The sequence below is a fragment of the Tabrizicola soli genome (assembly GCF_015999335.1).
Taxonomy (GTDB): domain Bacteria; phylum Pseudomonadota; class Alphaproteobacteria; order Rhodobacterales; family Rhodobacteraceae; genus Tabrizicola; species Tabrizicola soli.
Map to the genome: position 1 here is coordinate 12,204 of NZ_JAEACP010000030.1, position 25,534 is coordinate 37,737.

Annotated in this window: 33 protein-coding genes and 1 riboswitch; of the genes, 8 read left to right on the plus strand and 25 right to left on the minus strand. The window is 67.3% G+C overall.

Annotation, left to right across the window (positions count from 1 at the left end; all coding sequences use genetic code 11):
- Positions 1 to 187: 187 nt before the first annotated feature.
- The 7 genes from I7S92_RS21060 to I7S92_RS21090 all read right to left on the minus strand — a co-directional run bounded on the left by I7S92_RS21060 (position 188) and on the right by I7S92_RS21090 (position 6,523).
- Positions 188 to 916, minus strand: coding sequence for a hypothetical protein (locus I7S92_RS21060; RefSeq protein ID WP_197647477.1), 729 nt, complete (start codon positions 914 to 916; stop codon positions 188 to 190).
- A gap of 41 nt (positions 917 to 957) precedes the next feature.
- Positions 958 to 1,059, minus strand: a riboswitch (SAM-I-IV-variant riboswitch).
- Between the two features lie 130 nt (positions 1,060 to 1,189).
- Entirely contained in the window at positions 1,190 to 1,360 is a 171-nt protein-coding gene (locus I7S92_RS21065) for a Pam3-gp28 family putative phage holin (protein WP_197647478.1), read from the minus strand.
- A gap of 14 nt (positions 1,361 to 1,374) precedes the next feature.
- Positions 1,375 to 2,028, minus strand: coding sequence for an NlpC/P60 family protein (locus I7S92_RS21070; RefSeq protein WP_197647479.1), 654 nt, complete (start codon positions 2,026 to 2,028; stop codon positions 1,375 to 1,377).
- 132 nt (positions 2,029 to 2,160) lie between these two features.
- Entirely contained in the window at positions 2,161 to 2,622 is a 462-nt protein-coding gene (locus tag I7S92_RS21075) for a hypothetical protein (RefSeq protein ID WP_197647480.1), read from the minus strand.
- Between the two features lie 3 nt (positions 2,623 to 2,625).
- Complete coding sequence (locus tag I7S92_RS21080) at positions 2,626 to 3,504, minus strand: hypothetical protein (RefSeq protein WP_197647481.1); 879 nt, start codon at positions 3,502 to 3,504, stop codon at positions 2,626 to 2,628.
- On the minus strand, positions 3,504 to 6,044 hold the full coding sequence (locus I7S92_RS21085; protein ID WP_197647482.1) for a phage tail protein: 2,541 nt from the start codon (positions 6,042 to 6,044) through the stop codon (positions 3,504 to 3,506). Before I7S92_RS21085 ends, I7S92_RS21080 begins: the two co-directional genes overlap by 1 nt.
- A gap of 47 nt (positions 6,045 to 6,091) precedes the next feature.
- A complete protein-coding gene (locus I7S92_RS21090; RefSeq protein WP_197647483.1) occupies positions 6,092 to 6,523 on the minus strand; it encodes a DUF6950 family protein in 432 nt (143 codons plus the stop codon).
- Between the two features lie 113 nt (positions 6,524 to 6,636).
- Here I7S92_RS21090 and I7S92_RS21095 point away from each other — a divergent pair, with 113 nt between their 5' ends.
- A complete protein-coding gene (locus I7S92_RS21095) occupies positions 6,637 to 7,482 on the plus strand; it encodes a hypothetical protein (RefSeq protein ID WP_197647484.1) in 846 nt (281 codons plus the stop codon).
- Between the two features lie 79 nt (positions 7,483 to 7,561).
- Here I7S92_RS21095 and I7S92_RS21100 read toward each other — a convergent pair whose 3' ends face one another.
- The 7 genes from I7S92_RS21100 to I7S92_RS21130 all read right to left on the minus strand — a co-directional run bounded on the left by I7S92_RS21100 (position 7,562) and on the right by I7S92_RS21130 (position 13,341).
- On the minus strand, positions 7,562 to 7,984 hold the full coding sequence (locus I7S92_RS21100) for an MAPEG family protein (protein ID WP_242070333.1): 423 nt from the start codon (positions 7,982 to 7,984) through the stop codon (positions 7,562 to 7,564).
- Positions 7,985 to 8,096: 112 nt separating this feature from the next.
- Entirely contained in the window at positions 8,097 to 8,657 is a 561-nt protein-coding gene (locus I7S92_RS21105) for a hypothetical protein (RefSeq protein WP_197647486.1), read from the minus strand.
- Positions 8,654 to 9,247, minus strand: a complete 594-nt coding sequence (locus I7S92_RS21110; RefSeq protein ID WP_206761147.1) for a hypothetical protein — start codon at positions 9,245 to 9,247, stop codon at positions 8,654 to 8,656. The genes I7S92_RS21105 and I7S92_RS21110 overlap by 4 nt, the downstream gene beginning before the upstream one ends.
- Positions 9,248 to 9,262: 15 nt before the next feature.
- A complete protein-coding gene (locus I7S92_RS21115) occupies positions 9,263 to 11,743 on the minus strand; it encodes a phage tail tape measure C-terminal domain-containing protein (RefSeq protein ID WP_197647487.1) in 2,481 nt (826 codons plus the stop codon).
- Positions 11,736 to 11,924, minus strand: a complete 189-nt coding sequence (locus tag I7S92_RS21120; RefSeq protein ID WP_242070338.1) for a DUF7697 family protein — start codon at positions 11,922 to 11,924, stop codon at positions 11,736 to 11,738. Before I7S92_RS21120 ends, I7S92_RS21115 begins: the two co-directional genes overlap by 8 nt.
- Before the next feature lie 41 nt (positions 11,925 to 11,965).
- Positions 11,966 to 12,403, minus strand: coding sequence for a phage-derived protein YdaY family protein (locus tag I7S92_RS21125; protein WP_197647488.1), 438 nt, complete (start codon positions 12,401 to 12,403; stop codon positions 11,966 to 11,968).
- Positions 12,403 to 13,341 carry a phage tail tube protein gene (locus tag I7S92_RS21130; RefSeq protein ID WP_197647489.1) on the minus strand — a complete coding sequence of 313 codons (939 nt, stop codon included), beginning with the start codon at positions 13,339 to 13,341 and terminating at the stop codon, positions 12,403 to 12,405. Before I7S92_RS21130 ends, I7S92_RS21125 begins: the two co-directional genes overlap by 1 nt.
- Positions 13,342 to 13,437: 96 nt before the next feature.
- On the opposite strand from I7S92_RS21130, the gene I7S92_RS21135 reads away from it, so the two are divergent.
- Entirely contained in the window at positions 13,438 to 13,866 is a 429-nt protein-coding gene (locus I7S92_RS21135; RefSeq protein ID WP_197647490.1) for a bactofilin family protein, read from the plus strand.
- Here I7S92_RS21135 and I7S92_RS21140 read toward each other — a convergent pair.
- A complete protein-coding gene (locus I7S92_RS21140) occupies positions 13,839 to 14,258 on the minus strand; it encodes an acyl-CoA transferase (RefSeq protein WP_197647491.1) in 420 nt (139 codons plus the stop codon). The genes I7S92_RS21135 and I7S92_RS21140 overlap by 28 nt on opposite strands.
- Before the next feature lie 110 nt (positions 14,259 to 14,368).
- Here I7S92_RS21140 and I7S92_RS21145 point away from each other — a divergent pair, with 110 nt between their 5' ends.
- Positions 14,369 to 15,052 carry a hypothetical protein gene (locus I7S92_RS21145; RefSeq protein ID WP_197647492.1) on the plus strand — a complete coding sequence of 228 codons (684 nt, stop codon included), beginning with the start codon at positions 14,369 to 14,371 and terminating at the stop codon, positions 15,050 to 15,052.
- A gap of 2 nt (positions 15,053 to 15,054) precedes the next feature.
- Here I7S92_RS21145 and I7S92_RS21150 read toward each other — a convergent pair whose 3' ends face one another.
- Genes I7S92_RS21150 through I7S92_RS21160 form a run of 3 tightly spaced genes read right to left on the minus strand, consistent with a single transcriptional unit; the run spans position 15,055 to position 16,335 of the window.
- Complete coding sequence (locus I7S92_RS21150; protein ID WP_197647493.1) at positions 15,055 to 15,684, minus strand: DUF6441 family protein; 630 nt, start codon at positions 15,682 to 15,684, stop codon at positions 15,055 to 15,057.
- Positions 15,685 to 15,688: 4 nt separating this feature from the next.
- Positions 15,689 to 16,000, minus strand: coding sequence for a head-tail joining protein (locus I7S92_RS21155; protein ID WP_197647494.1), 312 nt, complete (start codon positions 15,998 to 16,000; stop codon positions 15,689 to 15,691).
- A complete protein-coding gene (locus I7S92_RS21160; RefSeq protein ID WP_197647495.1) occupies positions 16,000 to 16,335 on the minus strand; it encodes a DUF2190 family protein in 336 nt (111 codons plus the stop codon). The genes I7S92_RS21155 and I7S92_RS21160 overlap by 1 nt, the downstream gene beginning before the upstream one ends.
- A gap of 71 nt (positions 16,336 to 16,406) precedes the next feature.
- On the opposite strand from I7S92_RS21160, the gene I7S92_RS21165 reads away from it, so the two are divergent.
- Together I7S92_RS21165 and I7S92_RS21170 are read left to right on the plus strand one after the other, a co-directional pair.
- On the plus strand, positions 16,407 to 16,646 hold the full coding sequence (locus I7S92_RS21165; RefSeq protein WP_197647496.1) for a ribbon-helix-helix domain-containing protein: 240 nt from the start codon (positions 16,407 to 16,409) through the stop codon (positions 16,644 to 16,646).
- Positions 16,647 to 16,661: 15 nt separating this feature from the next.
- On the plus strand, positions 16,662 to 16,940 hold the full coding sequence (locus tag I7S92_RS21170) for a type II toxin-antitoxin system RelE/ParE family toxin (protein ID WP_197647497.1): 279 nt from the start codon (positions 16,662 to 16,664) through the stop codon (positions 16,938 to 16,940).
- 2 nt (positions 16,941 to 16,942) lie between these two features.
- Here I7S92_RS21170 and I7S92_RS21175 read toward each other — a convergent pair whose 3' ends face one another.
- The 5 genes from I7S92_RS21175 to I7S92_RS21195 are packed head-to-tail and all read right to left on the minus strand — an operon-like array spanning position 16,943 to position 23,212.
- On the minus strand, positions 16,943 to 18,976 hold the full coding sequence (locus I7S92_RS21175; protein ID WP_242070335.1) for a prohead protease/major capsid protein fusion protein: 2,034 nt from the start codon (positions 18,974 to 18,976) through the stop codon (positions 16,943 to 16,945).
- 4 nt (positions 18,977 to 18,980) lie between these two features.
- Positions 18,981 to 20,492, minus strand: a complete 1,512-nt coding sequence (locus tag I7S92_RS21180; RefSeq protein ID WP_197647498.1) for a phage portal protein — start codon at positions 20,490 to 20,492, stop codon at positions 18,981 to 18,983.
- Positions 20,492 to 20,701, minus strand: coding sequence for a phage head-tail joining protein (locus I7S92_RS21185; RefSeq protein WP_197647499.1), 210 nt, complete (start codon positions 20,699 to 20,701; stop codon positions 20,492 to 20,494). Before I7S92_RS21185 ends, I7S92_RS21180 begins: the two co-directional genes overlap by 1 nt.
- Positions 20,701 to 22,704, minus strand: a complete 2,004-nt coding sequence (locus I7S92_RS21190) for a phage terminase large subunit family protein (RefSeq protein ID WP_197647500.1) — start codon at positions 22,702 to 22,704, stop codon at positions 20,701 to 20,703. Before I7S92_RS21190 ends, I7S92_RS21185 begins: the two co-directional genes overlap by 1 nt.
- Positions 22,652 to 23,212 (minus strand): hypothetical protein, encoded by a 561-nt coding sequence (locus I7S92_RS21195; RefSeq protein WP_197647501.1) that lies wholly within the window; start codon positions 23,210 to 23,212, stop codon positions 22,652 to 22,654. Before I7S92_RS21195 ends, I7S92_RS21190 begins: the two co-directional genes overlap by 53 nt.
- Positions 23,213 to 23,322: 110 nt before the next feature.
- Between I7S92_RS21195 and I7S92_RS21200 the strand changes: the two genes are divergently transcribed.
- Together I7S92_RS21200 and I7S92_RS21205 are read left to right on the plus strand one after the other, a co-directional pair.
- Entirely contained in the window at positions 23,323 to 23,583 is a 261-nt protein-coding gene (locus I7S92_RS21200; RefSeq protein WP_197647502.1) for a hypothetical protein, read from the plus strand.
- A gap of 96 nt (positions 23,584 to 23,679) precedes the next feature.
- Positions 23,680 to 24,198: a DUF3489 domain-containing protein gene (locus I7S92_RS21205; protein WP_197647503.1), complete on the plus strand. Its 519-nt coding sequence runs from the start codon at positions 23,680 to 23,682 to the stop codon at positions 24,196 to 24,198.
- 75 nt (positions 24,199 to 24,273) lie between these two features.
- Here I7S92_RS21205 and I7S92_RS21210 read toward each other — a convergent pair whose 3' ends face one another.
- Together I7S92_RS21210 and I7S92_RS21215 are read right to left on the minus strand one after the other, a co-directional pair.
- Positions 24,274 to 24,627, minus strand: a complete 354-nt coding sequence (locus tag I7S92_RS21210; protein WP_197647504.1) for an HNH endonuclease — start codon at positions 24,625 to 24,627, stop codon at positions 24,274 to 24,276.
- 227 nt (positions 24,628 to 24,854) lie between these two features.
- Positions 24,855 to 25,064, minus strand: coding sequence for a DUF7220 family protein (locus tag I7S92_RS21215; RefSeq protein ID WP_197647505.1), 210 nt, complete (start codon positions 25,062 to 25,064; stop codon positions 24,855 to 24,857).
- Positions 25,065 to 25,268: 204 nt separating this feature from the next.
- Here I7S92_RS21215 and I7S92_RS21220 point away from each other — a divergent pair, with 204 nt between their 5' ends.
- Positions 25,269 to 25,454 carry a hypothetical protein gene (locus tag I7S92_RS21220; RefSeq protein ID WP_197647506.1) on the plus strand — a complete coding sequence of 62 codons (186 nt, stop codon included), beginning with the start codon at positions 25,269 to 25,271 and terminating at the stop codon, positions 25,452 to 25,454.
- The last annotated feature ends 80 nt before the right edge of the window (positions 25,455 to 25,534 follow it).

Consider the following 25,534-nt stretch of genomic DNA (forward strand, 5'->3'; position numbering starts at 1 on the left):
GAAACGGCACAATCAGCTGCGCGCGTTTTGCGGTTCCTCCAGCTTTGCTGATCACGCCGCGGAGGATCTTGAGCATCAAAGCAACATTCGCGCGAGCGTCAATCATGCCCGCGCAAGTCACAAGTGTTTAACCCCTCAGTTCCTCCGCGATCGATCGTTTTAGCGATCGCAAACCGCCCGCATGCATTTACGACGCTTGGGTACTGGCCATCGCCTTCTGCCGCGCCGCTTCCGCCGCGCGCTGGTAAAAGCTCGGGTTGCTCGGGATGCTCCGATGATGCGTCCGCCACATCAGGTCTTCCATCATCTCAGGGTCATCATATTCGGCGAGCTGAGGCATCAGTTCGTCCGGAAGGACCAGCTGGACCAATCCGCCCAGCGCCTCGAGGTCGAACTTGGTCCGGATCAGATCGCGGTCCGTGGCGGCCCGTGCCGTGGCGTAGCGGGGCGTGCAGGGGTGCTCGCCCAAGGCAATGCCATTCGGCAGCAGCGTGCCCCATCGCATCATTCCATATTTGTCGGCAAAGATATCCGTCAGCAGGTCATGAGCTTCGGTCACGGGATGATAATAAGACCGCCACACAAGGTAGGTGTCGTCGCCCAGCGGCACAGGTAGATGGAGGTCGTCGCCCGAGAACCATCCCGCTTCGATCATCTCCCAATGGTCGCGCTGGGAGAGGGTGTTGTATGCGCCCGCGCCGAAACTGCGTTCGATGACATCGTGGCGGACAACCTTCCGCGGCTCAAAAGGCGCGTCGCTGAAGAGAAGCCAGGAACCCGAAGCCTCCTTTCTTGCGAAGATGCGGCGTGGCCGCAGTCTTGCTTTCAGAGGGAGCATGGCAAAGGATGTGGAAGGCAGCAGGGATGAAAGGGCCATCGCTGCGGATGCGGCCATGAAACGACGTCTGTTCAACATTTCGCACTCTCCATAGAGGGCAAAATGGTCGCATTTGATGGAGCCAACCCCTTCGTTGCCGGTTCGGCCGCATCCCCTTTCGGGCGACCACCTTGCCGGGTTGGGCAGGTTGGTGAGGACGGTGTCCTCTCTTGATGCCCGTCCCTTGTACGCGGGCATCCCTGTGTTGTCGATACTTCACTACGCTGCGTCAGGAAAACCTGACGTTTGGGCAACGCACATGTCTTGCGCGCGGCGAGCCTGTCCCTCGATCGAACCGTCCGCCTCATAGCTCTATGCATTGCCCCGCTTGTCTGCGACGGACCAGACGGCGGAGCCGATGGTGAGGATCGCGCCGATCACCGGTTCGACCTGGGAGGCGTCGATGTAGCCCTTGGCGACGAGGGCGGTGCCCGCGACGGTCAGGATCTGGCGGATCAACGCCAGGATGGCAGGTTTCAGCATGGGAATACTCCTCTTCAGGCTTCATTGGTGGAGGTCAGGAATCCGCCGGGCTTCATTTGCGGCAGAGTCTCGATGCGGGGTGGGACGGTCGCGGGCCAGCGCGCGCCGAGGAGTCGGGACTTCGCGATTCGGGCGACGGTGACGGCATCGGACTGGTTGCCGCCGAGGACGTGGAAATGCGTGCCATCCTGGCCCATGGCGAAGCCGACATGGCCGCCTGAGCCGCGGGCGAACACCAGGACCGCACCCGGGATCGGGGACACCTCTTGGCCGAAGAGGAGCCAGTTCCGCGCCCAGTAGGGATTGCTGCCCAAGGCCCCGAGAAGCGGCTCGTCCGGCAGTGCGACGCGGATGCAGGTTTCGACGAAGTCGCCGCACCAGGGGTTCTTCGCGGGATCGCCAAGGCTGCGGCCATCGCGTTTCAGCCAAGCCATGAGCCAGGACCGGTCGCGGAGTTCATGACGACCGAGGGCAGTCTTCGCCTCGGCAATCCATGGCAAGGGTTCGGGCGTCGACAAGATTGCCGCGCGACCATTGGCGGCCAGCAGGGATTTCAGGGCGCGGGCGGTGCGTGGCCCCCAAAGGCCGTCGACGGGGCCGGGAGAATGGCCGAGGCGCTCCAGCGCACGCTGAAGGTCGCGGATCGGTTCGCGCGTGTCTGTCGTCATGAGTTCGGTTTCCTTCATGGGTCTCAGCGCATGCAAAAGCCCGCCTCCGGGGCGGGCTCACTGGTCGTTCTGGATGGTCGCGAGGCCGGGTCGACGAGCCTCGATCCGGCACTCGCGCGAGGACGCGCGCGATCAGACCCCGGCGAAGCCGGTCCAGATCGCGTCGAGCTCTGCCTCGGTCTTCCCCGCCGCCGCGGCGATCATCGCGGTCAGGGGATCGAGCCGGTAGGCCAGCTGGAAGGCCGCAAAGGTGACGCGGGCATCGGTCTGGTCTGGCTCCGGCAGGGCGGCGAAGGTGGGCTCGAGGGCGGCCGGCACGGCGCCAGTGGCGGCCGCACCCACGGCCTCCTCGGCGGTGATCAGCCCCAGCCGGTGCAGCGCGATGAAGAGCTGGCGCCGGGTCAGCGGCGGGATCGCGGCGCGGGGATCCTCGGGGGGCGGCTCCGGCACCACGGGTGGGGTGAAGGGCAGGATGTCGGCCCGGGCGGAGGCATCTAGCCAGAGCGGATGGCCGGGCTCGACGATCACGACATGGCCGCTGTCGTCGATGAGGGCGAGGATCGTGCGTTCGGCATTGCGCCATTCGGCTTGCATGGATCAGATCCCGATCAGAGAGCGCTGGTCCGCGAGGTAGCGGACGTTTCGGATGAGCGATTGGCCGGTGGTGTTGACGGTGGTGTTGCCGACGTCCGTTGTTCCGCCTGTTGCTCCGAGGCGGATGCAGAGCGTCTGGCCCGTGGCCAAGGTCACGTCGATGCTGCGGGCGGCCCAGGAGGTGCTGGAGGTGGTCCATTCCTGCAGCACCACGCCATCGCGGACCACAGCGGCATATTGCGTGGCCGTCGTGCCACCCCGGGCCTGTTCGAAGGCCACCCGCAAAGCGCAGCCCCGGGTGGCGGTGATCCCGGTTTCTCCGGCGAGGAAGGCATAGCTGGTCCCGTTGCCGGATTTGTCGTAGGAGATGGGCAGGGTGCCGCCGCCGGAGCAATGCTTCAGGACCACGATGTCGGCGGCAACTGTCGGCGCCATCGCATCGGGCAGGAGGTTCGAGACCCCGGTGACCAGCGCTGCGATCGCCTCGGCCACCCGGAGCGGCGTCATCAGCGTCGCGTTGTCGGTCCCGGCCTGCGCCTCGGCCTGGCTCGCGAGCGCCAGCGTGGCCCCGGCGCCAAGACCGAGCGCCGTGCGCTGCGCCGCCACCGTTGCGGCCGCGATCAGCGCCCGCCCGGCCTCCGACGTGCCTGCCAGTTCGAAGCCAGCCGCGGCCAGGCTACCCACCGCGATCCAGCCGGTGTTCAGGGCATTGCGGACCTTCACCACCGGGCTTGCCCCCGCGGCATCGACCCAGATCTGCCCGGCCGTGGTCGTCGGGGGCGGTGTCGCCCCGAAGGCGCAGGACTGGAGGGCGGCGAGGATCAGGTTCAGTTCGGCGCGGAACTGCGCGCCGGAGTGGTTGGCAAGGTTGTAGTCGACCATCAGGGCACCTCTTCCGCATGGATGCGGAGCTTCGCGACGAGAACGTTGTAATCGGGGCTGGCCGAGGTCAGCCGGGCGCGCAGCTCCACCGCCCGGACCTCGTCCTCGGAAGAATCAAGCCGTGACCAGTCCGACCAGACCGGCGCCCCGGCCGGATCGTCGTCGGTCACCCGCGCCTCGACCACGACATCGATCTCGGCGCCGTCGGTGTCATCGACATCGAGCCAGCTGTCGATCGGCGCCAACCGGTCATCGAAGATCCCGCCAAGGTTCAGGGCGGCGACATCGATCTCCGAGCGCAGCCGCACCCGCTTGAGAGCGCCGAAGTCCATCCCGGCCGGGAAGGTGAAGCTGCCCTCGAGGCCGATGTCGACAAGCTTCAGCGCGGCGCCATCGACCACGACATTGACCATGTCGCCGATCCAGGCGGGATCGGCGGCGAGGCTCATCACCGGGGCAAAGGGCAGGACCTGCGCCCCCTTGGTCGCGACGCTGGCGACGGGGCCGAGATTGCCGGAGTTGTCCCGGGCGCGCAGGAGATAGGTTCCGGGCTTCAGCGGCACGAGGGCCACGGCATCTGAGCCCGCCACCTCATCCATGCTGGTCGAGGTGGCCCAGGTCGCGGTCAGGGCACCGGAATGGCGGATCACGATGCGCCCGCCGATCCGCACATCGAGATCGGCCGAGGGGAGCCATTTGAGGATGGCGAGCCCGCCGGCGGTCTGGATCGTCAAGCTCTCGAGCGCGGCCGGGGGCGCGGTCAGCCCGAGGATCTCGATCTCGGCGCTGACGTAAGGCGATGAGACCCCGATCACCGAGAGCGATTTCACCGCCACCTCCCAGCGCCCGGGCTTCACGTCACGGATTTCCCAGGCGGGCTGGTCGGTACGGCCAAGCGTGATCCAGCCCTCGCCGGTCGGAACCCCGTCCCGATCAAGGATCCGCCGCGCCCGGACCTGGTAGTCGCGCACGAAGTCGGACGGCGCTTCGATCCAGATGACGCGGATCAGGGTCCGGACCCCGGTGCCGCCCCGGGTCTCGTACATCTCTTCGGCGAGATGCGGCGTGCCGGGTGCGGGGACATCGGCAGGCCCCGGCAGCGTGGTGCGCGGGGCCGCGGCATAGATCGCCTCTTCCGAGGCGGTCCAGTCATAAACCAGCGGCGAGGTCTCGCGGAGCACGAGTTCCGGCAGCAGGAGCGCGCCATCACCGGAGGCGGTCAGATCGAGGCTGACCCCCTGGACCTCGAAGGGCTTGGCGGCAAAGCCCCAGCGGGCATAGGAGAGCATGACCGTCTCGCCCACGCCAGCCCGCCAGGCGGCGAGCTTCCCCGCCAGCTTCACCGTCATCTGGCGCCGGGCGCGCTCGAGCTCGATCTTCGCCAGGCGCTGCGCCGTCGCGGCCGAGATGGTGAACGGCAGCGAGATATCGCGCCACTTCCGCTCGCCGCCATCCTCGGCAAGGTAGGCCTCGCTCGCATAGGCCGGGAAGTCATCAGGTTGCCAGTCGTTCTCCGGGCTGACGAACTGGCCGCGCACGGCGTTGAAGTTCTCCGACTGGCTCACCCGGGTGGCAAGCACCAGCCCGCCCGCGCGCACGTCGTCGGCGCCGAGCGTGACCTCGGGCAACCGATACGCACCGGCATGGATCCGCCAGCTGCCGCCCTGCACGGCCACCCGACCGGCCATGGCGGAGAGGAGCCCCTCGATGATGGTCTTTGGGGTCTCGGCCAGCGAGACCACGCCATTGCAGCTGTAGCGCCGTTCCACCCCACCGGAGGCGAGGTGGACAATCTCGTCGCAGATGTTTGCGGCCTCGATCAGGCTTGCGCGCTCGACCCCGTCTGCCGCACCGATCCCGGCCCCGAGACCATAGGCGGGATGGGCAAGATAATCGGCAAGGCAGAGCGCGGGATTCTCGGAATAGCCGCGGGTGCCGCTGCGGGGATCGAGGACGTCATCCTTGCCCTCGATGTCGACGGTGATGTTCGGAATCCCGCCCGGAAAGGCATCCGGATCATAGGTGAGCCGCAGATAGAGCGCGGCGCAGCCCGCCAGCCGATGCGCCGCGGTCCATTTTGCCGGCACATTCTCCATGAGGCCCGCGAAGGACGCCTGGTCCTCGGTGCCGAGGCGTTTCTCGAGGGTGCTCTTCCCCGCCCAGCGGCCCTGCACGGTTCCGCCCGCGGTGACGGCCATCTCGCCGTCGAACCAGACCGCCCCGATCGACTTCACCCGATGCGCGGCCAGCACGATCACCAGGTGCAGATACTGGTCCTTCGACCCCGAGGCATGCAGGAAGGTGATCACCCCGCCCTTCCTCGCCCGGCCATAGACGAGGTCGCGCGGCATCACCGGCTCGCGGACTGTCACGCTCCGCGCCTGCAACGCCACCTTCGGCTTCGGCATCAGCGCCTGAGAGGCATAGGAGAGAAGGAGCGTGCCGCCGAGCCGCACCAGCGCCGCGCCAATGCCGCCCGCGGCCAGCACGCCGGAGATCGCCCCGGCAATCGCCGTGACGGCAGAGACGATGAAGGGCATCGAGGTCGGACTTTCTTTAGGGAGTGAGGCCAGTGCCGCGCGTCGGGTCAGACGCGCCAGGCCAGACGGCAGGCCGCCATTGGGACGAGGATCAGGCCGCCGGGGTCGTCGGGTCCCTTCCCGGGCGCGATCCCCGCGGCCCGCGCGCCAAGGCAGATGCCGAAGCCGAGACCGGTGTCGGCCAGCACCAGATCGCCGCGTTGGGCCAGATGCACCGAGGGCAGCGGGTCACCGAGAAGGTCGCGCCCTGCGGCTTCGAGCGAGGACCAGCCGAGCCGCCGCATCACGCGCTGCGCCCCGCGCGCGGTCCGGTAGCGCCCGCGCCAGAGCGCCACGACGTCGTCACCGCCCGTGAGATCCCTGCGCAGGTCAAATGCCCAGATCGCGCAGTCATGCACGCCCCAGCCAAAGGGCTGGTCGCGCGCGGCGTCAATGGCCGCGGCGAGGCGCAACTCCCAGCCGGGAAGACGGTCAGACATCGGTCGTCCTCAAGAAGATGGTGGTCAAATCCCGGTCAACGAGGATCCGCTTTGCGTTCCCGGGCGCGCAAGCTAGGCTTCACCCGGATCCGTCGTTCCGCCGGGAGGTTGCCGTGGTCAGACTGTCCGTGCTCGTGCTGTCCCTTTCGATTGCAGCCCCGGTCCTCGCGCAGGTTCCCGCCCCCGAAGGCACCACCGCGATTGCCATCGGAGAGTTCACCGGAACCGGTGATGCGGAGACCCAGGCGCTCGCCCCAGGCTTTGGCGACCTCATCCTCACCGACGCCGTGCAGATGCTGGACACGAATGGCGCCTTCGCCGACTGCCCGGCCTTTTTCGTGGAATGGAAGCGGCGCAAAGACCTTCAGGCCGAGATCGACCTGCAGCAGCGCGAGGAATTCGACCCCGCAACCCGGATCAAACCGGGCCAGCTGATCGACCCCTCGATCATGGTCACGGGAACGATCAGCAATGAGGGTGGGCAGGCAAGCTATGTCGTCGAGATGCGCTCCCATCCCGAGGGTCAGGTGATCAAGAGCCTCTCCGGCTCCGCCCCTGAAGCCGATCTCCTGGACCTCTCGCCCGAGATTGCGCGGCAACTGCTCGACAGCCTCTGCCCGAAGGGCTGGACGGCCAAGGGTGGCACCGTGGGCGGTGGCCCCGGTGTCGACATCACCGGAACGGTGGCTGCGCTGGACGCACCGTTTGAACTGAACGGCACCTTCCAGGGCGGCACGGCCGTCTTCACCTACAGCCCGGCCGACATGGGCTCGGGCAGCGTGACCTACACGCTCTCCGGGAGCGGCGTCACCGGGACCGGGACGGGCAGCTACACGGCGGCGCCACAGCCCGACGGCACCGTGCGCCTCGAGCAGACAACGACCGGATGCGTGGACGGCATCCCCAATTCCTGCCGGACGGTGACCGATGTCGTGACGCTGACGCCAACGAGTCCGTGATGGCTGGCAAGTAACCGACCGTTACATCGCACAGCCGTTCTGGGCGAACTGGGCGTCGGTCAGACGATGGACGGATCGATTACCACAGAACGGTGATCAGGACATGGACCGCCATATAGATGACGATCAATGAGCCTGCCGAATAGAAGGTTGCCCTGATCTCGTGGCTCTGCCGGGTGGCATAGGCCAGGGCATGAAGAAGACGCGCGACGACAAAGCCGTACATCAGGACGGAGGCCAGGATCCCGGAGGGATCGGTGGCGACGAACAGGAGACCGGCCGCCAGGAACGCGGGGATGTTTTCCAGATCATTGCGATGCATGCGCCGCGATCGTTCGACATAGTCGTTCGGCTCGAGCTGCTCGGCACGTGGCGACCGGTTCAGGGGGCCGGGGCGCAGATCTTCCGGACTTGCCAGCCCCGCGCCGCTTTTCATCATGCGGTAAACCGTCATCCAGCCTTGCCCCATGATCTTCAGGATCATCAGCGATGCCGCGATCATATAGGTCACGAAGACAGGATTTTCGGTCGTCAGAAGCATCATTGCCTACGGGCCCCCTGGCGGCCGAACACCATCCCGATCATGGTCGAACCTCGTCCATGTGGGAAGGTGGTCATCCCCGCCCCCAGGTGATCTCCCGATCCTGGATCGCGGCGACATATTCGAAGCCGAGATCGCCGGGGTAGAGCGCCTGCTGGCTTTCATGGGTGTAGCGCCAGCTGCGGGCGGTGTTGAGATCGATCAGGCGGGATTCGTAGCTGATGGTGATCCGGCAGCTCTCCGCGTCATCGGTGATCTCGGGCACATCGAGGCGCCCGGCGAAGGCCAGGACTGGATCGGCGATGATCCCGCCCTCGGGGGTCAGAAGCCCGAGCCAGACCCGGCCCGGCAGTCCTTGGCGCGCCTCCGCGATGGCAAGCTGCACCAGATGCGGCGGAATGCCGGAGAGCGAGACCGAAGTGCCACCCGCCACCACCTCGGAGGTCTCCTCGATGGCGCCGAGGCCAAGAAGCGCGCCCGCGCCCGACCAGGACTCCCCGGCCCAGCCGATCTCGCCCAGACCCGACCAGAGCCGAAGGGGCCCGGAGGCGAAGTGCCCCTCGAAGAAGATCACCGGCCGGAGATCGCGCTCGGCGAGGGCCAGGGCAAAGTCGGGGGTCAGATCGCGGCTCATAGCGCCTCCCGGGCAGTCAGGGTGAAGAGGAACGTGTCCGCTCGGCCGATCCGGGTCGGGACCGGCGCGGTCAGCCGCAGGACCACGGCCGGGGCGGCGATCTGGAGGGTCGAGCCATCCTCGGGCGGGGTTCGGAGCCGCGGCACGAAGGCAAGCGTCGCCATGCCCGCTTCGTCCGTCACCACATCCGCTGTCAGCTGATAGAGCCGGGTCTCGGCATCGGTCCCGAGCGAGAAGAAATCCCCGGCCTGAAGCGGGGTCGTGAAGGGTGGCCAGCCCGCGGTCATCAGCATCCCCCCGCTCTGGAAGCCGCCCGCGACGACGGGGGCAAGCGTGCTTCCCGGCTGCCGGATCGTCGGATCGCGGAAGAGGAACCTTCCGCGCGGGCCGCCAAGGGCGGCGAGGAAGGCCGAGAGGCGGCGCCCGTCGCGCCCCGTCGTGCGCGCCAGTTCGATCGCATAGTCCCACCATTCCCCGCTCCAGTCCTGCAGCTCGGCAGTGCCGGTGAAGGGCGAGACCGAGACCGCGGTGGCAGTGACCAGGCGGCGTTCCAGCGACTGCACCAGCGTCAGCGGCAGTTCGGGGATCATCGCTTGTCCTTCCGTTCAGAGCGCATGACCGCGCCGCCGACCGTCGGCGACGCTGGCGCGGGCCAGCCGCGCGATCTCCGGGATTGCCGCGCGCAGCCTGGCGTCGATCTGTTCGGCAACCCCCGCCTGCGCGCCGCGCGCATCAATGCTGATCGTCACTCCGCCCGCGCCGATCGATCCGCCCCGGCCCATGCCGCGCGCCACCTCGGCCCGCGACAGCACCCGTTCGCCGCGCTGCAGGATCGCCGGCACCTCGTCCGGGCGAAGCCCGGCCCAGCCGCCGGAGTGCATCCGGGGCGCACCCGCGAAGGCAAGCGCCGGTACCATCCGGCCCGGACCGGGCGCCCCGACCATGCCGCCGGCATGTTTGACCGGAGCGAAGATGCCGCCGAGGCCTTTCGAGAGCCAGTCGGCCAGCGGCCCGAGGACCGAGGTCCGGAAGGCCAGCGTCGCCAGATCGGCGAGGATCGAGGAGATCAGCGCCTTGAAGTCGAACTTGCCGGTGGTGACGAAGGTCCGGAAGGCGCTCTCGGCCGAGGTGAAGGCCCCGACCAGCGTCTCGCCCAGCCCCTTGCCCCAATCCATCGCGCCCTTCGCATAGTCTGCGAGGGACTGGGTGACCTGCGCCCAGCCTGCCTTGGCCTCTTCGGCCGCCTTCTTTGCCGCGGCGCCCGCGCCCCCGGCCGCCCGGCCTGCGTCGTCAAAGCCATCCGCCAAGGCGTCCGCCGCATCGCCAGCACCGTCGAGCGCCGCTTCGCTCTCGGTGCCGGTTCCCGTCACGGCATCCTTCAGCGCCTGCCAGCTGGCCAGCGGCCGTCCTGCGGCCTCAGCCAGCATCCCCGCCGCCTCCCGGTATCCCGCAGCCGTGGCGCGGGCCTCCTCGGCCATCGCCACGAGGCCGAGGTCGGGCGTGGTGAGGTAGCTTCCGGCCAGCGCGGACGAGAAGGCCTCCGCCGCCGCGGTGCCAGCGGCCGTTGCGGCGCCTTCGAACGGGTTGCCGATCCGGCCAAGTTCGACGGGATCGAGGGTGCCGATCCGCACACCGCCTTCGCCCACCGCCCAGTCCGGCAGGAGCGCCAGCGCGCCGTTCAGCCCATCGATGAAGCCGTTGATCCTGGTGACCACCGCATTCAGCATCGCTTCGACGCCGGAGATCAGCCCATTCGCGGCCTGGAAGGCAAAGTCTCCGATGGCGCCGGGCAGGCTACCCCAGATCGCCACCGCGGCATCATAGGCACCCTGGAAGATCGCCGCTGTCCGGTCGCCGAAGCTGACCACACCGGCGATGGTGCCTTCGAGGGCCGTGAGCCCCGCCGCCTTCAGGCCTTCCCAGCCCGCGGCCATCCGGGCGAAGCCGGCATCGAGCGCGAGGCCCATCCGGGACCAGACTTCCCGCGCCAGATCCCCGAGCAGCCGGAAGGCCTCTCCCACGCCGCCAACCTTGGTGACCAGCTGCGCGAACTGATAGATCAGCTCCCCCGCGCCGACGATGAGCGCGCCGATGCCGGTGCGGATCAGCGCGCCGCGCAAGAAGACGAGAGCGGTGGCGAGGCCGCGAACGGAAAGGGCGGCGGCAACCAGCCCCGCGACCCAGCGCCCGGCCATCACCGCGGCGAAGGTTGCGGCATAGGTGGCGAGGCGGCCGAGATTGCCGAGGAGCGCATCGATCGCCGTCCGCAGGATGCCACCCTCCGAGGCCAGCGCGACGAAGGCCTTGGCCAGCGCCTCCACGCTCGGGGCGACGGCCACGGCAATCCGGTTGCGGAGACCGTCGAACACGAGAGAAGCCGTGCCCAGCGCCAGTTGCACCCGCCGCAGGGCTTCGAGGGCATTGCCGTCCAGAACCGCGCCGAGCCCTGCCGCCTGGTCGCCGAGCCGCGCCATCTCCGCCCCCCCATTCCGCAGAAGCGGCAGAAGGCGCGTGGCATCGGAGGCCATGGCCTCCAGATAGAAGGTCATCTCCTGCTGGCTGAGCCCGGCGCGTTCCAGCGTGTCGACGTAGAGCTGCAGGGCTTCCGGCCCCGACAGTTTGGCGAACTGGCCCGCGGTGATCCCCACCCGTGGCGCGACCTTTTCGAAGAAGTCGGCCATCGGCCCGCCGCCGGTCTGCAGGAAGTCCCCGACCCGGTCGTTCACGTCCTTCAGGATATCGGCCAGCTTCTCCTGCTCGATCCCGACCGTCCGTGCCCCGGCCGTCCAGCGCTGCAGCGCCTCCGGTGTGGCATTGGCGACTTGCGCGAACTGCCGGATCTGCGCGGCGCTCTCCGCCGTGGACCGCACAATCAGGCCGAGCGAGGCCGTGGCAGCAGCAGCGGCGGCCCCGAGAGCAAGACCGGCCCGGCGGGCGAAGCTCGCAAGCCGCGTGTTGGCCAGCTCCATCTCGCGGCTGAGGCGGCCGAAGCCTTTCGCCCCGGCCTCGCCAACCCCCTCCAGTTCGGCGCGCACCCGCCGTCCGCCCTCCGCCACCAGGCGGACGGAGACCTTCTTCTCAGCCATCACGGCCTCCTTCCATCTGCTCGTTCAGCTTGCGCACCATCACCGCCTCGATCTCGGGCAGGAGTTCGCCCGCGATCATCGGGTTCACGCCCAGCGCCCCGGCGAGGACGAGTGCGGCGCCCATGTCCCAGCCGATCACCGCGCCGGGCGTGACGCGCAGCTGGCCGCCAAGCCGCTGCACCAGGTCCCAGACCTGCCAGCCCTCGAAAGTCCTGGGCTGGTTCAGCCGTGCGGGGCAGTCGGGACAGACCCCCTCGCAGGCCGCGCAGTAGCTCTCGCCCCCGCCGAAGGACCAGTCGGCGAGGGCGCGAAGGCGTTTTTTTCCTGATCCAGCAGGAGGCCGGGCGTGATGTACTGCGCCTGGAAGGCCTCGAAGACCGGCCAGATCTCCAGAAGCGCGTCGATCCCTTCGGGCGTAAGCGGCAGCGGATTGCCCTCCGCATCCCCGACCCCCTCCCAGTCGAGGATGGCGATCCGTGCCACGGCCTTCGCCATGGCCAGCGCCAGATCCTCGCTGCTGGCGGTGTCGGGCAGCATTGCCAGCGCCGGGTCGGCTCGCGCCGCCACCATCAGCGCGGTGGTCAGGGGCGCCATCTGCAGGCGCAGGCCGGGGACGAGGGTCAGCCAGTCCGGGCGGTTTGTGAGGTTCAGGCGCAGCATCAGAAGGTCTCCCGGTTGTTGACGAGGATGGCGGTGCACATCCGCCCGGTGGTCTCGGCCCGGGCGGCCTGCCAGTCGAAGCTGGCCTGCACCCCCTGTGGTCCGGAGATCTCGATCCGCGGCCGCGGCAGATAGACGGCATGGGCGGTGAAGCTGAAGCTCTCGCCCGTGGGCAGCGTGTAGGCGAAGGCGATCTCGCAGGGATCGCCGGTCTGCGCCTGCGCCACCAGCGTGCTATCTGCGAACCGCACATCGATCCGGCCCGTCAGCGCCGCCAGTCCGGGATCCGCCCCGTCGATCTTGCCATCCGCGCGGATGGTCTCGATCCGGTCGAGGCCGTTGGCATAGGTCACCTCGGCCGAGACCACGTTGCCCAGCGCCACGCCGTCGCGGCTGATCGCGCCGTTGAAGTGCCCGAACCGGGTCAGCCCCGGCTCGGTGGGCGTGCCCGCGGCGCTCACGGCAGCGATGCTCTCGCCCTGCGCGATCAGCCGCGCCGTGGCCGTCAGCAGGCCGGAGCGGTTCATCTGCCAGCTGATCTGGTCGAGGACACAGCCGGAATACATCGCATAGCGCGGCACCTCCGGCATCGCGGTCTCGATCGACATCGAGGGCAGGGTCCAGCTCCCGGAGCGGAACTCGTGGGTGTAAGGACCAACACCCGTGGTAACCGGCTGGCCAAAGGCGGCCTTCAGCCAGAAGCCGAAGGCCTCGGCATCGATCGGCACTACCACATCGCCGTCGGCGGTGACCGCATCCTTGACCGGGGCAAGGGGATCGCGGCCGTAACCCAGAAGCTCCGAGGTCAACAGCGGCTGCTCCGAGCCGAGCGTGGTGCTGGCAAAGGGCATCCGGGTGAAGCCGCTCACCGGCGGGGTGCCATAGGTGGTCTCGAACGCCAGCGCCATCTGCGCCCGCGCGCCTTGCGCACGTGCCATGTTCTTCTCCTTGCAAGGGGGGTGCATTCCGCACCAAGATTGAGTGAGACGCGCGCATGCCGGACGGCCTGCGCGCCAGAAGCGAAGGAATAGCGCGTGAGCTACCGGGACCCTGTCCAGAAGCCGGCGCTGACAGCCCCAGCAGGCGCGTCAGCCAAAGCCTCGATCCTCGCCGCCGATCTCCAGATCGACGGTCATGTCACGAGCACGGGGCACATCCAGGTGCATTGCCAGATCAAGGGCAACCTGGCGGGTCCGCATCTGACGGTCGAATCCGATGCCAAGGTGCAGGGTGATATCACCGCCGAGCAGCTCGACCTGGGCGGCACGGTCGAAGGCGACGTCACCGCGACGGTCGTGAACATCCACCCGACCGGCAGGCTCACCGGCCGCATCACTTACGAGGCGCTCAGCGTTGCAGCGGGCGCGATCGTCGAAGGCGACTTGCGTCGCAAGGTGGCACCGGCGCAACCAGCGGCCGCAGCTCCGGTCGCGCCTCAGCCGAGCGGGTCGGCCAGCGAGTAATGCAGAACCACGGGGATCACGGCGGCCTTCAGGCCTGCCGCCCCCTCGACGGCAAGATCGACCGGGCGCGGCGCCTCCGCCTCGACCCAGTCGCAGAGGCCGTCCAGCGTGTGATCGCTGGCTAGTGCCGCGCCGATGCTGGCGCAAAGCGTGTCAAACGTCGCGTCCCGGTCGGCGCCCTGAACCACGGCTTCGATCTCCGCCCGGTGCTGATAATGGTAGCGCAGCGGCGACAGGGTGACCTCGGGTTCCCCTGGCTCGCCATCGCGCAGGATGAGGAGGCCGGCCGAGGGCACGCGCTCGGGCAGCACATCGCCGCGCAGCGCCGTGGCGGGCAGCGACGCGAGCCGCGCATGCAGCGTGGCGAGGATGGTTTCGCGGGGGGTGGACAATGATCTTCGCCCTCAGATTATCTCGAGCAATCAACACTCAACGTTTCGACTGGCTTTTTCAGAGAATTTAGGGCCACTGAACACTTGCGCAGCTAGGATCAGGTGGAACGATGAAGCAAGGGGACGTTGATGAGGCTCTCGCGGTGCTTTACCTGCGACTGAACGGATATTTTACCTCGGGGCTAATCATTCACTCGCCGCAGCACGGGCAAGCGACAACAGAGGTGGACTGCGTCGCAATCCGAATGCCGAACCACAAGCAGACAGATCGGGTGGTAGGTGATGCGCCCTTCTTGGCGATCGAACCCGGATTAATTGATTTGATCATCTGCGAAGTCAAAAGCGACGCATCGAACGTTGCCTTCAACAGTCCACTCAAGACAAACAGGCAGGCGATTGAGGCACTTCTTGAGTGGTGCGGGGTACACTCTGATGACGGCATCGAAAATGTGGCAGAGAGAGTTCAGCCTCTATTCGCCGACGACGCCAAGATTGAGCAAGTCATTTCAGGTATAGTGGACGATGGTGTGCGCGTTCGCGGGTTACTGTGCTGCCCCACCAGTGCCACGGGCAACTGTACTCGTTGGCTGTTGGACGGGGTTGAAATACTCCGGTATGCTGAAGAATGCTTTAACCCAGCAGAGCCGCGCGAAACTTGCTCAGTCCGCTACAATTTCCAGCAGTGGAGTTATCCACTTAGCCGGATTGTCACATGGCTCAAGGACAAGAAACGCCAGACTCCAGCAACAGTGGATGAGTTGTACAAACACTTGGAAGTTGTTCGGCAGGTATAGACCTAAAACCTTGGCTCAACCCACTTCGCCACGATTAGCCCTGGCACCGCGTGGTGCGCCCGCTCCGCATCCCGCGCCAGATCCAGCCGCTTAGGCAGCTTGACCTGCGGCACCAGAAGGAAGATCGGCGCGGTCACGACGCCCCGGCCGGTCTTCGACCGTAAAGCCACGGCGCGACCCTTGGCGTTCAGCCGCCCTTCGGCCACAAGCAGGCTCGGACCCCGGCGGTGATAGATGAAGCGCAGGCGTAGACCGGTCCGGCGTTCCCATTCGCCGGGGGTGATCCGGCCGCCGCGCAGGGACTTGCCTGCGGCGGGTGTTGGGATCGCCAGCCACAGGCCGTTCTTCGAGCGGATCAGCGGCCCGGTGTCATGGGCGCCGACGATGACCGGCGCCTTCGACCAGACCAAGGCCGCCGCATTCAGGCTTGGCCTCGCCTTCGGGAACTGCTCCGACCGGATGGCGCGGGCAAGCCGGGCCCCGAGCCCCGCGCCGGTGATCTGCAACCGCCAAGCCGCCTTCAGCCCGGTTCCGGCCTCGCGGATCGCAGCCGACACAGCGCGCTCGCCGGCCGCGACCTCGGCCTGCATCATCGCAACGATGTCAGTATCAATGTCGAGCTTCAGCTTCATCTCATCACGCCGGGCGTAGGTCGACGGTCCAGACCAGCCGCTCGCGGTCGCGGACGGGATCGCCCTGAATGAGGAATGAATCGCCGTCGATCTCGATCCGGTCGCCGGGGCGCGGGGCTGGCACCTCGGCGACACGCAGGTCGATCCGCGTTGTCTCGGACCAGAGGCGCGCATCGCCGAAGTCGGTGATCGCATCGGCGCGCCGGGCGACGACACGCACCAGCTTGGACGTGCCACCGTCGGCAATGTAGACCGCGTCCCGCCCGATGTTCGGATCGTCGAAGAGCACACCGACGGCGGCGGCGAAGGCGTTCATCAGAAGGCGCCGTTCAGCCGAACTCGGCCGCCCAGATCGCCCGCGCCGCCCGCCACCGCCTCGACCGCCACGCCGATGAGGGTGTTGTCAGTCGCAACCGTGGTGCATCGCTTGTTGGTGTTGTCCCAGTAGACCTTGGCGCCGACGGTCCAGGCCTGCGAGCCGATCTTGGTGATGTCGAAGACGCCGGTCAGCGCAGTGTCGACCGACTCGCCAAAGGCGGCGGTGCCAGCGGCCACCCCGAAGATGGAACCAACGAGCATGCCATCGCCGGAGGTGACGGCATAGGGTGCGGCCAGGGTGATGGTATTGCCGGGCTGGACGTAGTTTCGCATGGTGATTTTCCCTCTGGTGGCAGTTGCGAGTGGTGCGAATTTTTCCTACCTTTGGGGCAGGAGGATCGGACATGGCCGGCAAGATCAGCATTTCCATCACCGACGAGCACGCCGCACTCCTGCAGGAGGCGGTGGGAAGCGGGGCCTATGCCTCGTCGAGCGAGGTGGTCCGCGAGGCGCTGCGCGAGTGGCGGGCCCGTCGCGTTGTCGGAGAACTCTGGGACGCGGGCCTTGCCAGCGGACGCGCCGAGCCGGGCACGACCATGTCCGACATCAAGCGCGAGGCCCGCAGCCGCCGCAGCCTGTCCTGACCATTCATGCCGCGAGTGTTCTTCACGCGGGCGGCCCGCGAAGACCTGATCGATATCTGGACGCACATCGCCGAGGACGATCCGTCCGCAGCCGACCGCGTCCTCGACAGGCTGGACGAGGCCGCAAGCCATCTCGCGCAGAACCCTCAGATGGGTCCGGCCCGGGACGATATCCGCCCCGGGCTGCGTTATCTGGTCAGCGGATCCTACCTGCTGCTCTATCGTATGGTCGGCAACGACATCGAGTTCGTCCGCGCCGTGCACGGGCGGCGCGATCTCTACGGTCTGTTCTGACCTTACGCGCCCGGGTTCTTGTAGAGGCCGCGCCAGTCGATGGCCTTGGCGCCGAAGTCGAGCCGGCACTTGATCTCGACGCCGTCGACATCAAAGCCGTTGCGGGTCTCGATGTAGGCGCCCTGCTGGCCCTCGAGATAGGCGTACTCGATGGTGTCGATCTGGTTCGGCGAGGCCGCAAGATACCAGGAAGTGGCGCTGGCGGCATCGAGGCGCGGCTCGCTGATCGGCGAGAGCGTGCGGATCGACTGCGGCACCACCTTGGCGCTGTCGGCAGGCACCAGGTTCTGGGCGACGAGCTGTTCTGCCTTCAGTTCCAGCGCGGCTGGAACGATCAGGAAGGCGGGGCGGATGTTCAGAACCGTCTTCTTGTCGAGACCCGTCTGCAGCGCCATGGCCGCCCGCGCCGCGCCGACGCTCGCCACATCCAACGCGGCACCGGTACCTGCGAGGTTCTTGTGGGTGGCGTGGAAGAGCGCGTTGCCGTCGGCCATCGCCGGGTTCGCGGTGATGATGCCCCAGACCACGTCGCTTTCCAGCTGGGCGATGGAGTTGCCGTACATCGCCGGGATGCGGGTGAAGGCGTCGAGGTCGTCGTTGATCAGCACCTGCCGGGTGATCGCGACCACCCGGCCATAGGTCTTCACGCGATAGCTTTCCTTGCTCTCGCCGAGGGTGCCGCGCTTGAACTCGCCGCTTTCGCCGACCTCCAGAAGCTGCGGTGCCTCGCCCAGCTGGACGCGGTGCATGGACTTGAAGTCGGTGGCCAGCACCTGGCGGCAGAAGAGCGCGAAGGTCCGGGGATAGGCGTCATAGGCCTGCCGCAGGGTCTTGTTGGTGACGGCCGACAGGATCTCGGGGAAGTCCGAGGTCGAGTGCAGCGCCCGCGTCGCCACCTCGTCGCGCGACAGGCCCCGCGTGTTGACCCCGGCATCGCCGAGGCTTTCGCGGGCAAGTTCCAAGAGGGTCATGCCGCGATACTGACGCGCGGCATCCTCGAGCGGGAAGAGGGTCGGACTGTAGCGGTGCAGAAGCGCGTTCGCCACCGCGTCGCGACGGGTGATGCGGTCGTCCCGGCCGCCGAGGGGGACGGAGACATGCGGGAAGGTCCGGGTCTCATCCGATTTGGCCGCGACCTGGTCGAGGATCAGGCGGCGGGACTCGTCGATGGTGACGCCACGCTTGACCAGATCCTCGGCGAAGCTGCGCTCGAGGTTCAGACGGCCGGTCAGATCGTAGATGGTGGAGACACGGTCGCGCTCGGCCTCGCGGGCTCGGGTCGCGATGGCCTCGGTATCGGGCGCGGGTGCCGGTTCCGGCATGCGCGCTGCGGTCGGTGCGGGGTTCGCCGGGGCCATGAAAGGCTGCTGGCGGGTCTCGGTGCTGGCGGGGACATCCCCGGCCACGGTGGTCGTGCTCTCAGGCATGGATGCCTCCTTTTGCATGCGGGTGTCGACGATCTCGACGGGATAGCTGGCCTGATCCGCGGCGCGGACCTGCGCCCGGGGATCGGCCGGAACGGTCACGAAGCTGACCTCGAGCGGGGTCCAGCGCTCGACGATGCGCTGTTCGACCTCGCCCTTCGCGGCGGGCTCGACCACCTTCACCCGCTCGATGGAATAGCCGACCGAGACGTTGCGGATGATGCCGTCGCTGATCAGGCCGAACATGCGGTCGGCGGCCTGGTCGAGCCCCTCGCGCGGGAAGCGGATCGTGGCCTTGCCCTCCTTGCCCTCGATCCAGGCGCGCTCGACCACGCCCACCTGCGAATGCGAGGACCAGACCGAATGGCTGTCGAGCGCCGGTGCGCCCGCATTGAGGCGCGTCAGGTCCACCGCCCTTTCACTGACCTCGAGGATCTCGTCGAAGGGGACGGACGTATCCCAGCCGGTCCAGCGCCGCCGCCTGACGGCCGCGCCGGTGGTGAAAACCACGTCGACCGAACGGGCCTCGGGATTGACGGTCGCGGGCAGGATAGGCGCGCGCCGCAGCTGCATCGGCAGGGCGACCGGGGCCGCCATGATCGTGTCGGGCATGGCCCTATTCCTTCTCTGGTTCGGATGCGGGGGCGGCCGGGTCACTGGCCGGATCGCCCGCCTGCGCGCTGCCGGTCTTGGTGACGCGGCGGGGATCGCTGTCGAGCACGAGGCCGAGGCCATCGAGCTTGGCGTTGGTCGCGGCGATTTCCGCCAGCACCGCGTCCGGGTTGTGGCCCTGCCGGGCGATGGCCTGCGCCAGCGTCATGGTGCCGGTCCGGATCGCCAGCAGGTCGGCCATTGCGTCCTTGTAGGGATCGACGGCATCGAACTTCGGCGGCGACCATTCCACCGGCACATCCGGCGTCGGGATCTGGCCCGCCGCCCATGCGGCCTCGGTGAACCAGCGCCAGACCGGGGCGCAGAGCATCGGGATGAAGAGCTGCCATTGCACTGCGTCGATCATGCGGCGGAACTCGACCAGCCCCGCCCGGATCGAGGAATAGTTGACCTGGCTGAGGTCCCCGGTCAGCAGCTCGTAGGGCACCCGGAACCCGGCCGAGATCGTGTGCAGGCTAGCCCGCTTGTAGTCGCCATAGCCGCCGGTGGCAGCAGGCTGATTGAACCGGATGTCCTTGCCGCCACGGGCATAGGCGATCAGCCCCGGCTCGAACTGCTCGACGCGGTTGCCATCGGCATCGACCACGGAGGGCGCGATGCCCTGCTGTGCCTCGTCATCGCCGAAGACGATGGCGGTGACGCAGGCCTCGGTCTTCTTGCGGACCAGTTCGGCCACCTCGTAGTCGTCGAGATCGCGCAAGCTGCGGATCACCGGCGCGCCCCAGGGCACGCCGCGCGCCTGCGTGCGCTGCTTCTCGTAGACATGAGCGATCTCGGTCGCGGGGACCAGGCGGCTCTGCAGACCGTTCTGCAAGGCGCCATAGGCGTCGCCAGGATGTTCGGCATGGAGCCAGTAGGCTCGGCGCTTGCCGACCGGGTCGAACTCGATCCCCTGCACCAGTCGTCCTGCGCCTAGGGCGCCGGACTTCGTGGCGTCGAGGAAGTCGGCTTCCAGCACCTGCAATTGCAGCGGCACCGGCAGACCGTCGCTTGCGCGACGCAGGCGGCGGCGCACCAGGACTTCGCCCGCCTCGACCATCTCGCGGCAGATCAGCGTCTGCAGGCCGTAGAAGTCGAGCTGGCCGTCGGCGTCGCAGTCCGCCGTCCAGCGTTCAAAGAGAGCGTCGACCTTCCGATTGAGCTTGTCGTCGCCGCTGGCGGCGCGCGGCATGATGCCCGCGCCGATGATGTTGTTCACCAGCACCGCGACGGCCTTGGCCGCATGCGGGTTGTTGCGCACCAGGTCGCGCATCCGATCGCGCAGCAGCGCCCCGGCCACGCCGATCTCGGTGTCGGCCGAGGATCCCGGCGCCCGCCAGCCCTCCGTCCGCCGCCCGCGCGCGGCGCCGTCATAGCCGCGCGTCAGGGTCTCGAATGCTTGCCGCGCCAGCACACGCCGGGCCGCCATGCGCGGGGCGACGGAGGCGATGGCATGGTCCATCCAGTTCGCGGGCATCAGCGATCCCCACGGGAGAAGCCCGCCAGCCCGGCGACCGCCAGTGGCCGCGTGGTCCCCGCGATGGCGCGCTCGATGGTGCGGATGCGCGCCAGCAGATCCTCGGCCGAGCCGTAGTCGACTGACTTGCCGTCATAGCTTACCCGGGTCGTGCCGCTGGCATAGGCCCGACGCAGCGCCGAGAGCTCGGTTTCCGTCCAGTTGGTCATCAGAACCATTCTCCGCGTCGGCCAAGCCAGTCTGACTGCCGTTTTCCCTGGGGTGCGGCTTGCGGCCGGTTCACCCACCCGGCGCCATCCGTTTCCGTCGGCACGGCTCCGAGCTGATCCTCGAGGTCGCGCCATTTCTTGTCGGGCCAGCGATCCGCGCCCGCGATCCAGGCGGCGGCGCGGGCATAGACCCGACAATCCAGCGCCTCGTTCCGCTCGCGCAGCTTCTGCCATTCGAGCTTGGCGAAGCCGCGCTTCGTGCGGATCGTCACCAGCTGCTCGGCCACGACCTGCTTCAGCCACTCGCTTTCCACCCACGTCGGCAGGTGGATAGTGCCGGGCGGGAAGGCCGCGCCCTCGGCCCCTTCCTCCTCGGTCGGGCGCTCCAGCCGCAGGAAGCGGTAGGTCTCGGCCTTGAAGGTGGACACCGCCACCGTCCAGAGCCGCGCCCCGCGCCGCAGTCGTTTGCCGCCCTCGGTCGCGTCGACGAAGGTCGGCCCCGAGACCGGGCTCGAGCGATTAAACCCCTCGACGCCCTTCACAGGTGCGACCTGCGCGAAGCCGACCTTGCGCGACCAGGTATAGACCGCTGGGGCCTCGTAACCGGTGTCGATGGCCATCCGTGCAATGCGCAGGTGCGCGCCGCGTTCGTGGGGCCAGGACCTGTCGAGCAGCGCCGTCAACTCCGACCATGCGTCGTGCCGATCCGGCCCACCCTCGATCACGACGTGATCGACCAGCCAGCTTTCCAGACCACGGCCCCAGGCCCAGACATCGACCTCGATCCGGTCCTTCTGGACGTCAGCCCCGGCGGTCAGGAACAGCCCGCCCGCGGGCACGGTGCCGGGTTTCCAAGCCTCGCGCCGTTCGTAAAGCCGCTGCCAGTCCGGGGCTTCCCCGGTTTCGACCCAGGTCTCGCCGAGGATCGTGTTGCGGAACGCCTTGATCGCCTCGTCCGACCCTTGGGCCGCCTCCCATCCGCGCGCGATGCGCTGCCAGCTGAGCCAGCCCACCGGCGAATAGAGCGCCGAGAGGTGGTAGCCGACCGTGGTCGGATCGGCGGTCGTGGCGGTCGCCCGCCATCCGCCGCCCTCCAGCATCGCTGTCTTGTGGTGTTCCGCGATGGGCTGATCACAGCCCTCGCAGATGTATTCCGCCGTTTCCGGCCGCCCCTTCTGCCAGCGCAGCCGGTCGAACTTCAGCCACTGCATCGCACCGCAATGCGGGCACGGCACGAAGTACCGCCGCTGGTCGCCCGCATCGTACTCCCGCTCGATGCGCGACAGCCCCCGGATCGTGGGCGTCGATACCAGCAGCACCTTGCGCCGATGGGCGAAGGTCAGCGACCGGGCCTCGGCCAGCGTGACCGGGTCGCCTTCCTCGTCGGCGGACGCCGGATAGGCGTCGACCTCGTCGAGGAAGATGTAGCGCGCTGGCGTGGAGCGCAGGCCTACTGCCGAGTTCGCCCCGGTCATGATCAGGATGCCGCCCGCGAACTCCTTGGACAGCATCGTGTTACCCGCGTCGCGGGATCGGGCCGGTTTGACCCGTTCCCGCAGCTCGGGGCTCTCGTCGATCAGCGGGTCGATCCGCTGCCGGGAGTTGCGCTTGGCCAGTTCCACCGTCGGCTGGACCGCAAGCATCGGACCCGGCGCCTGGTGAATGGCGAAGCCGATCCAGTTATTGCCCGCCTCGGTCGCGCCGACCTGTGCGGCCTTCATGAACACGACCCGCTGCGTGGGATCGCCGGGCGACAGCCGGTCCATGATCTCGCGCATATAGGGCGTGCGCCCTGTGCGATACCGCCCCGGTTCAGCCGAGGCGCGGCCCGAGAGCATCCGGTGCCGGTCCGCCCATTCCGAAACGGTCAGACCTGGATCGGGCCGGAGCCCGTTCCCCCAAGACCGCAAGATCTCGCCCGCGCCGTCGAAGTCCGTCAGGCCATCATCATCACCGGAAGTCGGGCCGGACCTCGGCAAGCTCGTCGAGGTGGGCGCGTACATGTTTCTCAAGGACCTTCTGCATCGCGGCTGGCTCGACGCCGAGATCGGCCGCCATCAACGCCGCCGCGCGCGCGGGCCAGTTCACCCATGCGTCCCGCACCTCGCGCGCCAGGCGAAAAACCAGCGACAGCGCGCGGGCCCGCTCGACCAATTCCCCCTTCAGCTTCTGGAGACGGATGCGGCGTTCCTGCGCCTTCAGCACCTCGTTGGCGGTTTTAGCTTGGAGATAGGTCGTGCCACCGCCTACCGCTGGCACCGCCAGACCCTGTTCGCGCAGAGTGTCGCCGACGGCTGCAACGGCCGCCTCGGGGACCGGCTTTAGCTTCGGTTCGGGCGGCTTTCGTGTCTTCGACGGGTCGGTGGTTTCCGCCCGACGCACATCGCTGGCCTTGGCATCGATGCTGCCATCGGCGAACAGCACAAGCCGTTCGGCCGCCTTCGCCTTCTGGATCGCGCCCCGCGACAGCCCGACATGTACGGCATATTGGCGCTCGCTCATTCCCTGCATGACAGCTCCGATTATCATTCAATATCATGCGCTTATCTCGTTGATAAGCGTCGCCGACAGAGCGAACGTCACTCCAACGAAACGATGCAACTCATCACCGAGCCACCACGATGACCCACCGTGCAACCGACAGTGAGACCGCGCCCGCCACCGGTTCGAGGGAGCGGTCGAACAAAGCCCTCGACGCTTTCATCGCTGCCAAGACCGAGATCGACGCGATGCTGGACCGGCTCGCCGCCCTCAGCGCCGACCACTTCGAGACCAGCCCCGACGAGATCAACTGGGGCCATGTCGGCACCCTGAACCACTACCGCGACCGCCTGCGCGAGATCACCGACAGCGCGTTCAAGGAAGGCGCGTTCGCCCGCTGATCACTGACACTTCCAAGACTCCCGCCGCGCGCCCAGCGCGGCTTGGGGTCGTAGGAGGGCTGCGACGATCGCGGCCCCGAGCACGGAGACGACCCCATGACCCAGATCCAGCTGACCGATACCCAAGCCGTCATCCTTTCGGCGGCCTGCACGCGCGATGACGGCGCGGTCTTTCCCGTCACCCCCAAGCTGAAGGGCGGCGCTGTCGGCAATGTCTGCAAGAGCCTCCTGAAGCTCGGGCTGATCGAGGAAATCCCGGCAACCGACCTCAACACCGTCTGGCGGCACGACGAGGAGCGCGGCCCGATCACCCTGCGCGCGACGCCGCTGGCACAGAGCACGCTTGGGATCACCGATGCCGAGGCCACCACGACACCAGTCGAAACCGTCACCGCATCTGCCCAGCGCCGAAAAGGCACCAAGCAGGAAGCCCTGATCGAAATGTTGCGTGCACCGGGCGGCGCCACCATCGAAGAGATCGCCACCGCGCTCGAATGGGCGGCCCACACGGTCAGAGGGGCCATGGTAGGCCCCTTGAAGAAGAAGCTCGGGCTCGAGGTGACCTCCGAGAAGGTCGAGGGGCGCGGGCGGGTCTACCGGCTTCCCGTCGCCTGATCCCACACTCACCGCAAACAAGCCACGCCGTCCCGAATGGGGCGGCGCAACTTCGTGATTGGCTTGGACGGTTGCCTACGTGTGCAGCACTCCTCTGCCAATTTGCGCCGCCAGCCATTTTCCAGCTGCCATGCGCTGTTGAACGCGATGGCGATGTGCTTCCGGTGAGAGCGGACGCTTTCGGCGGTGGCGCAGGTTGTTGCAGTACCAACAGGCAGCGACAATGTTGTCTGCCGAGTTGCCGCCACCGTCGGAACGCGCGTGAAGATGCTCTGCGGTGCAACGCAGGATCCTTGGTCCGGCCATCTCCTTGGCTTTTCGCGGCGATGCTGTCTCGGTGGCATCATCCCACATCGGCAGACCACAATAATAGCAGCGGCCACCTTGTGCGATCATCTTCTTTCGGCGGATATGTTTCAGTGCTCCCATGGCACGGCTCCCTTCATTCGACTTCGAGAGAAGCGAATGCGCGACGTCCTGATGGACGCTCCCCGGCAGGAAGCTCTTGCTCGCGCGAGACCCGATCCTTCGTGGTTTCGCAGTCCGGACCGCGAAACCTGCAGGAAAACCCCGAGATCAGAGTGGCCTCTGGCTCACTCAAGACGGCGTGACCGTCTTCGCAGCGAGATTGAGGCTAGTGATCGACCTGTTGCCAGTCAACGGAGTTGTTCGAACAACCGGCGCAAGGCGTAGGACCGTGCGATGCTGACCAAGGTGAAGACCGCGCCCAACTTCAGGTTCTGCGCCAGAGTCGCGTGCAACCCGAAGATTGGGAAGATCAGCATCTGCGTCACGACCGAGACGCCGTAGCCGACGACCACGTTGGCGACGGACTCGACCAGCGACATGGCGCGCGACTGTTTCATGCCACCACCCCATCCGTCGAGCAACGGTGTTGGCCAGAGCCGCATCATCCCCATGCGGTTGCCGTTGCTCGCGCCTTGTGTGCATCCCCGTCCGCACACAGCCTTCCAGGCAATACATTCGGTCATTGACCGCAACGACGTTGTGCTTGACCTCCAAGGCACAATATTCCAGCGTTCCGAAACGGATAACTGGAGGATCTGTGAATGAAGAAGGTCGTTCCCTTTGTTCTTGTTTCAGCATTTGCGTTAATGGGCTGTATGGCGGCTGAGATAATTGGCCAGAAACCTGACGGAAATGAAATCCGCCTCATGTTCTACCCGGGCGGTTCAACGCTGGACGACCTAGGGTCAGGACCCATTGATTGGCTTGAGGCGACCCGGCCTGCATGATTCAAGCTCCCGAACTGACGGGGGTGAAGATGAGCAACCTTTTCTGGCTTACGGACGAACAGATGGAGCGGCTGACGCCG

Excerpts from the sequence above, each read along its gene's own strand:
- I7S92_RS21060 (WP_197647477.1), bottom strand. The coding sequence starts at position 916 with ATGTTGAACAGACGTCGTTTCATGGCCGCATCCGCAGCGATGGCCCTT.
- I7S92_RS21065 (WP_197647478.1), bottom strand. The coding sequence starts at position 1,360 with ATGCTGAAACCTGCCATCCTGGCGTTGATCCGCCAGATCCTGACCGTC.
- I7S92_RS21070 (WP_197647479.1), bottom strand. The coding sequence starts at position 2,028 with ATGACGACAGACACGCGCGAACCGATCCGCGACCTTCAGCGTGCGCTG.
- I7S92_RS21075 (WP_197647480.1), bottom strand. The coding sequence starts at position 2,622 with ATGCAAGCCGAATGGCGCAATGCCGAACGCACGATCCTCGCCCTCATC.
- I7S92_RS21080 (WP_197647481.1), bottom strand. The coding sequence starts at position 3,504 with ATGGTCGACTACAACCTTGCCAACCACTCCGGCGCGCAGTTCCGCGCC.
- I7S92_RS21085 (WP_197647482.1), bottom strand. The coding sequence starts at position 6,044 with ATGCCCTTCATCGTCTCTGCCGTCACGGCGATTGCCGGGGCGATCTCC.
- I7S92_RS21090 (WP_197647483.1), bottom strand. The coding sequence starts at position 6,523 with ATGTCTGACCGTCTTCCCGGCTGGGAGTTGCGCCTCGCCGCGGCCATT.
- I7S92_RS21100 (WP_242070333.1), bottom strand. The coding sequence starts at position 7,984 with ATGATCGCGGCATCGCTGATGATCCTGAAGATCATGGGGCAAGGCTGG.
- I7S92_RS21105 (WP_197647486.1), bottom strand. The coding sequence starts at position 8,657 with ATGAGCCGCGATCTGACCCCCGACTTTGCCCTGGCCCTCGCCGAGCGC.
- I7S92_RS21110 (WP_206761147.1), bottom strand. The coding sequence starts at position 9,247 with ATGATCCCCGAACTGCCGCTGACGCTGGTGCAGTCGCTGGAACGCCGC.
- I7S92_RS21115 (WP_197647487.1), bottom strand. The coding sequence starts at position 11,743 with ATGGCTGAGAAGAAGGTCTCCGTCCGCCTGGTGGCGGAGGGCGGACGG.
- I7S92_RS21125 (WP_197647488.1), bottom strand. The coding sequence starts at position 12,403 with ATGCTGCGCCTGAACCTCACAAACCGCCCGGACTGGCTGACCCTCGTC.
- I7S92_RS21130 (WP_197647489.1), bottom strand. The coding sequence starts at position 13,341 with ATGGCACGTGCGCAAGGCGCGCGGGCGCAGATGGCGCTGGCGTTCGAG.
- I7S92_RS21145 (WP_197647492.1), top strand. The coding sequence starts at position 14,369 with ATGAAGCAAGGGGACGTTGATGAGGCTCTCGCGGTGCTTTACCTGCGA.
- I7S92_RS21150 (WP_197647493.1), bottom strand. The coding sequence starts at position 15,684 with ATGAAGCTGAAGCTCGACATTGATACTGACATCGTTGCGATGATGCAG.
- I7S92_RS21155 (WP_197647494.1), bottom strand. The coding sequence starts at position 16,000 with ATGAACGCCTTCGCCGCCGCCGTCGGTGTGCTCTTCGACGATCCGAAC.
- I7S92_RS21160 (WP_197647495.1), bottom strand. The coding sequence starts at position 16,335 with ATGCGAAACTACGTCCAGCCCGGCAATACCATCACCCTGGCCGCACCC.
- I7S92_RS21165 (WP_197647496.1), top strand. The coding sequence starts at position 16,407 with ATGGCCGGCAAGATCAGCATTTCCATCACCGACGAGCACGCCGCACTC.
- I7S92_RS21175 (WP_242070335.1), bottom strand. The coding sequence starts at position 18,976 with ATGCCCGACACGATCATGGCGGCCCCGGTCGCCCTGCCGATGCAGCTG.
- I7S92_RS21180 (WP_197647498.1), bottom strand. The coding sequence starts at position 20,492 with ATGCCCGCGAACTGGATGGACCATGCCATCGCCTCCGTCGCCCCGCGC.
- I7S92_RS21185 (WP_197647499.1), bottom strand. The coding sequence starts at position 20,701 with ATGACCAACTGGACGGAAACCGAGCTCTCGGCGCTGCGTCGGGCCTAT.
- I7S92_RS21190 (WP_197647500.1), bottom strand. The coding sequence starts at position 22,704 with ATGTACGCGCCCACCTCGACGAGCTTGCCGAGGTCCGGCCCGACTTCC.
- I7S92_RS21195 (WP_197647501.1), bottom strand. The coding sequence starts at position 23,212 with ATGCAGGGAATGAGCGAGCGCCAATATGCCGTACATGTCGGGCTGTCG.
- I7S92_RS21200 (WP_197647502.1), top strand. The coding sequence starts at position 23,323 with ATGACCCACCGTGCAACCGACAGTGAGACCGCGCCCGCCACCGGTTCG.
- I7S92_RS21205 (WP_197647503.1), top strand. The coding sequence starts at position 23,680 with ATGACCCAGATCCAGCTGACCGATACCCAAGCCGTCATCCTTTCGGCG.
- I7S92_RS21210 (WP_197647504.1), bottom strand. The coding sequence starts at position 24,627 with ATGGGAGCACTGAAACATATCCGCCGAAAGAAGATGATCGCACAAGGT.
- I7S92_RS21215 (WP_197647505.1), bottom strand. The coding sequence starts at position 25,064 with ATGAAACAGTCGCGCGCCATGTCGCTGGTCGAGTCCGTCGCCAACGTG.
- I7S92_RS21220 (WP_197647506.1), top strand. The coding sequence starts at position 25,269 with ATGAAGAAGGTCGTTCCCTTTGTTCTTGTTTCAGCATTTGCGTTAATG.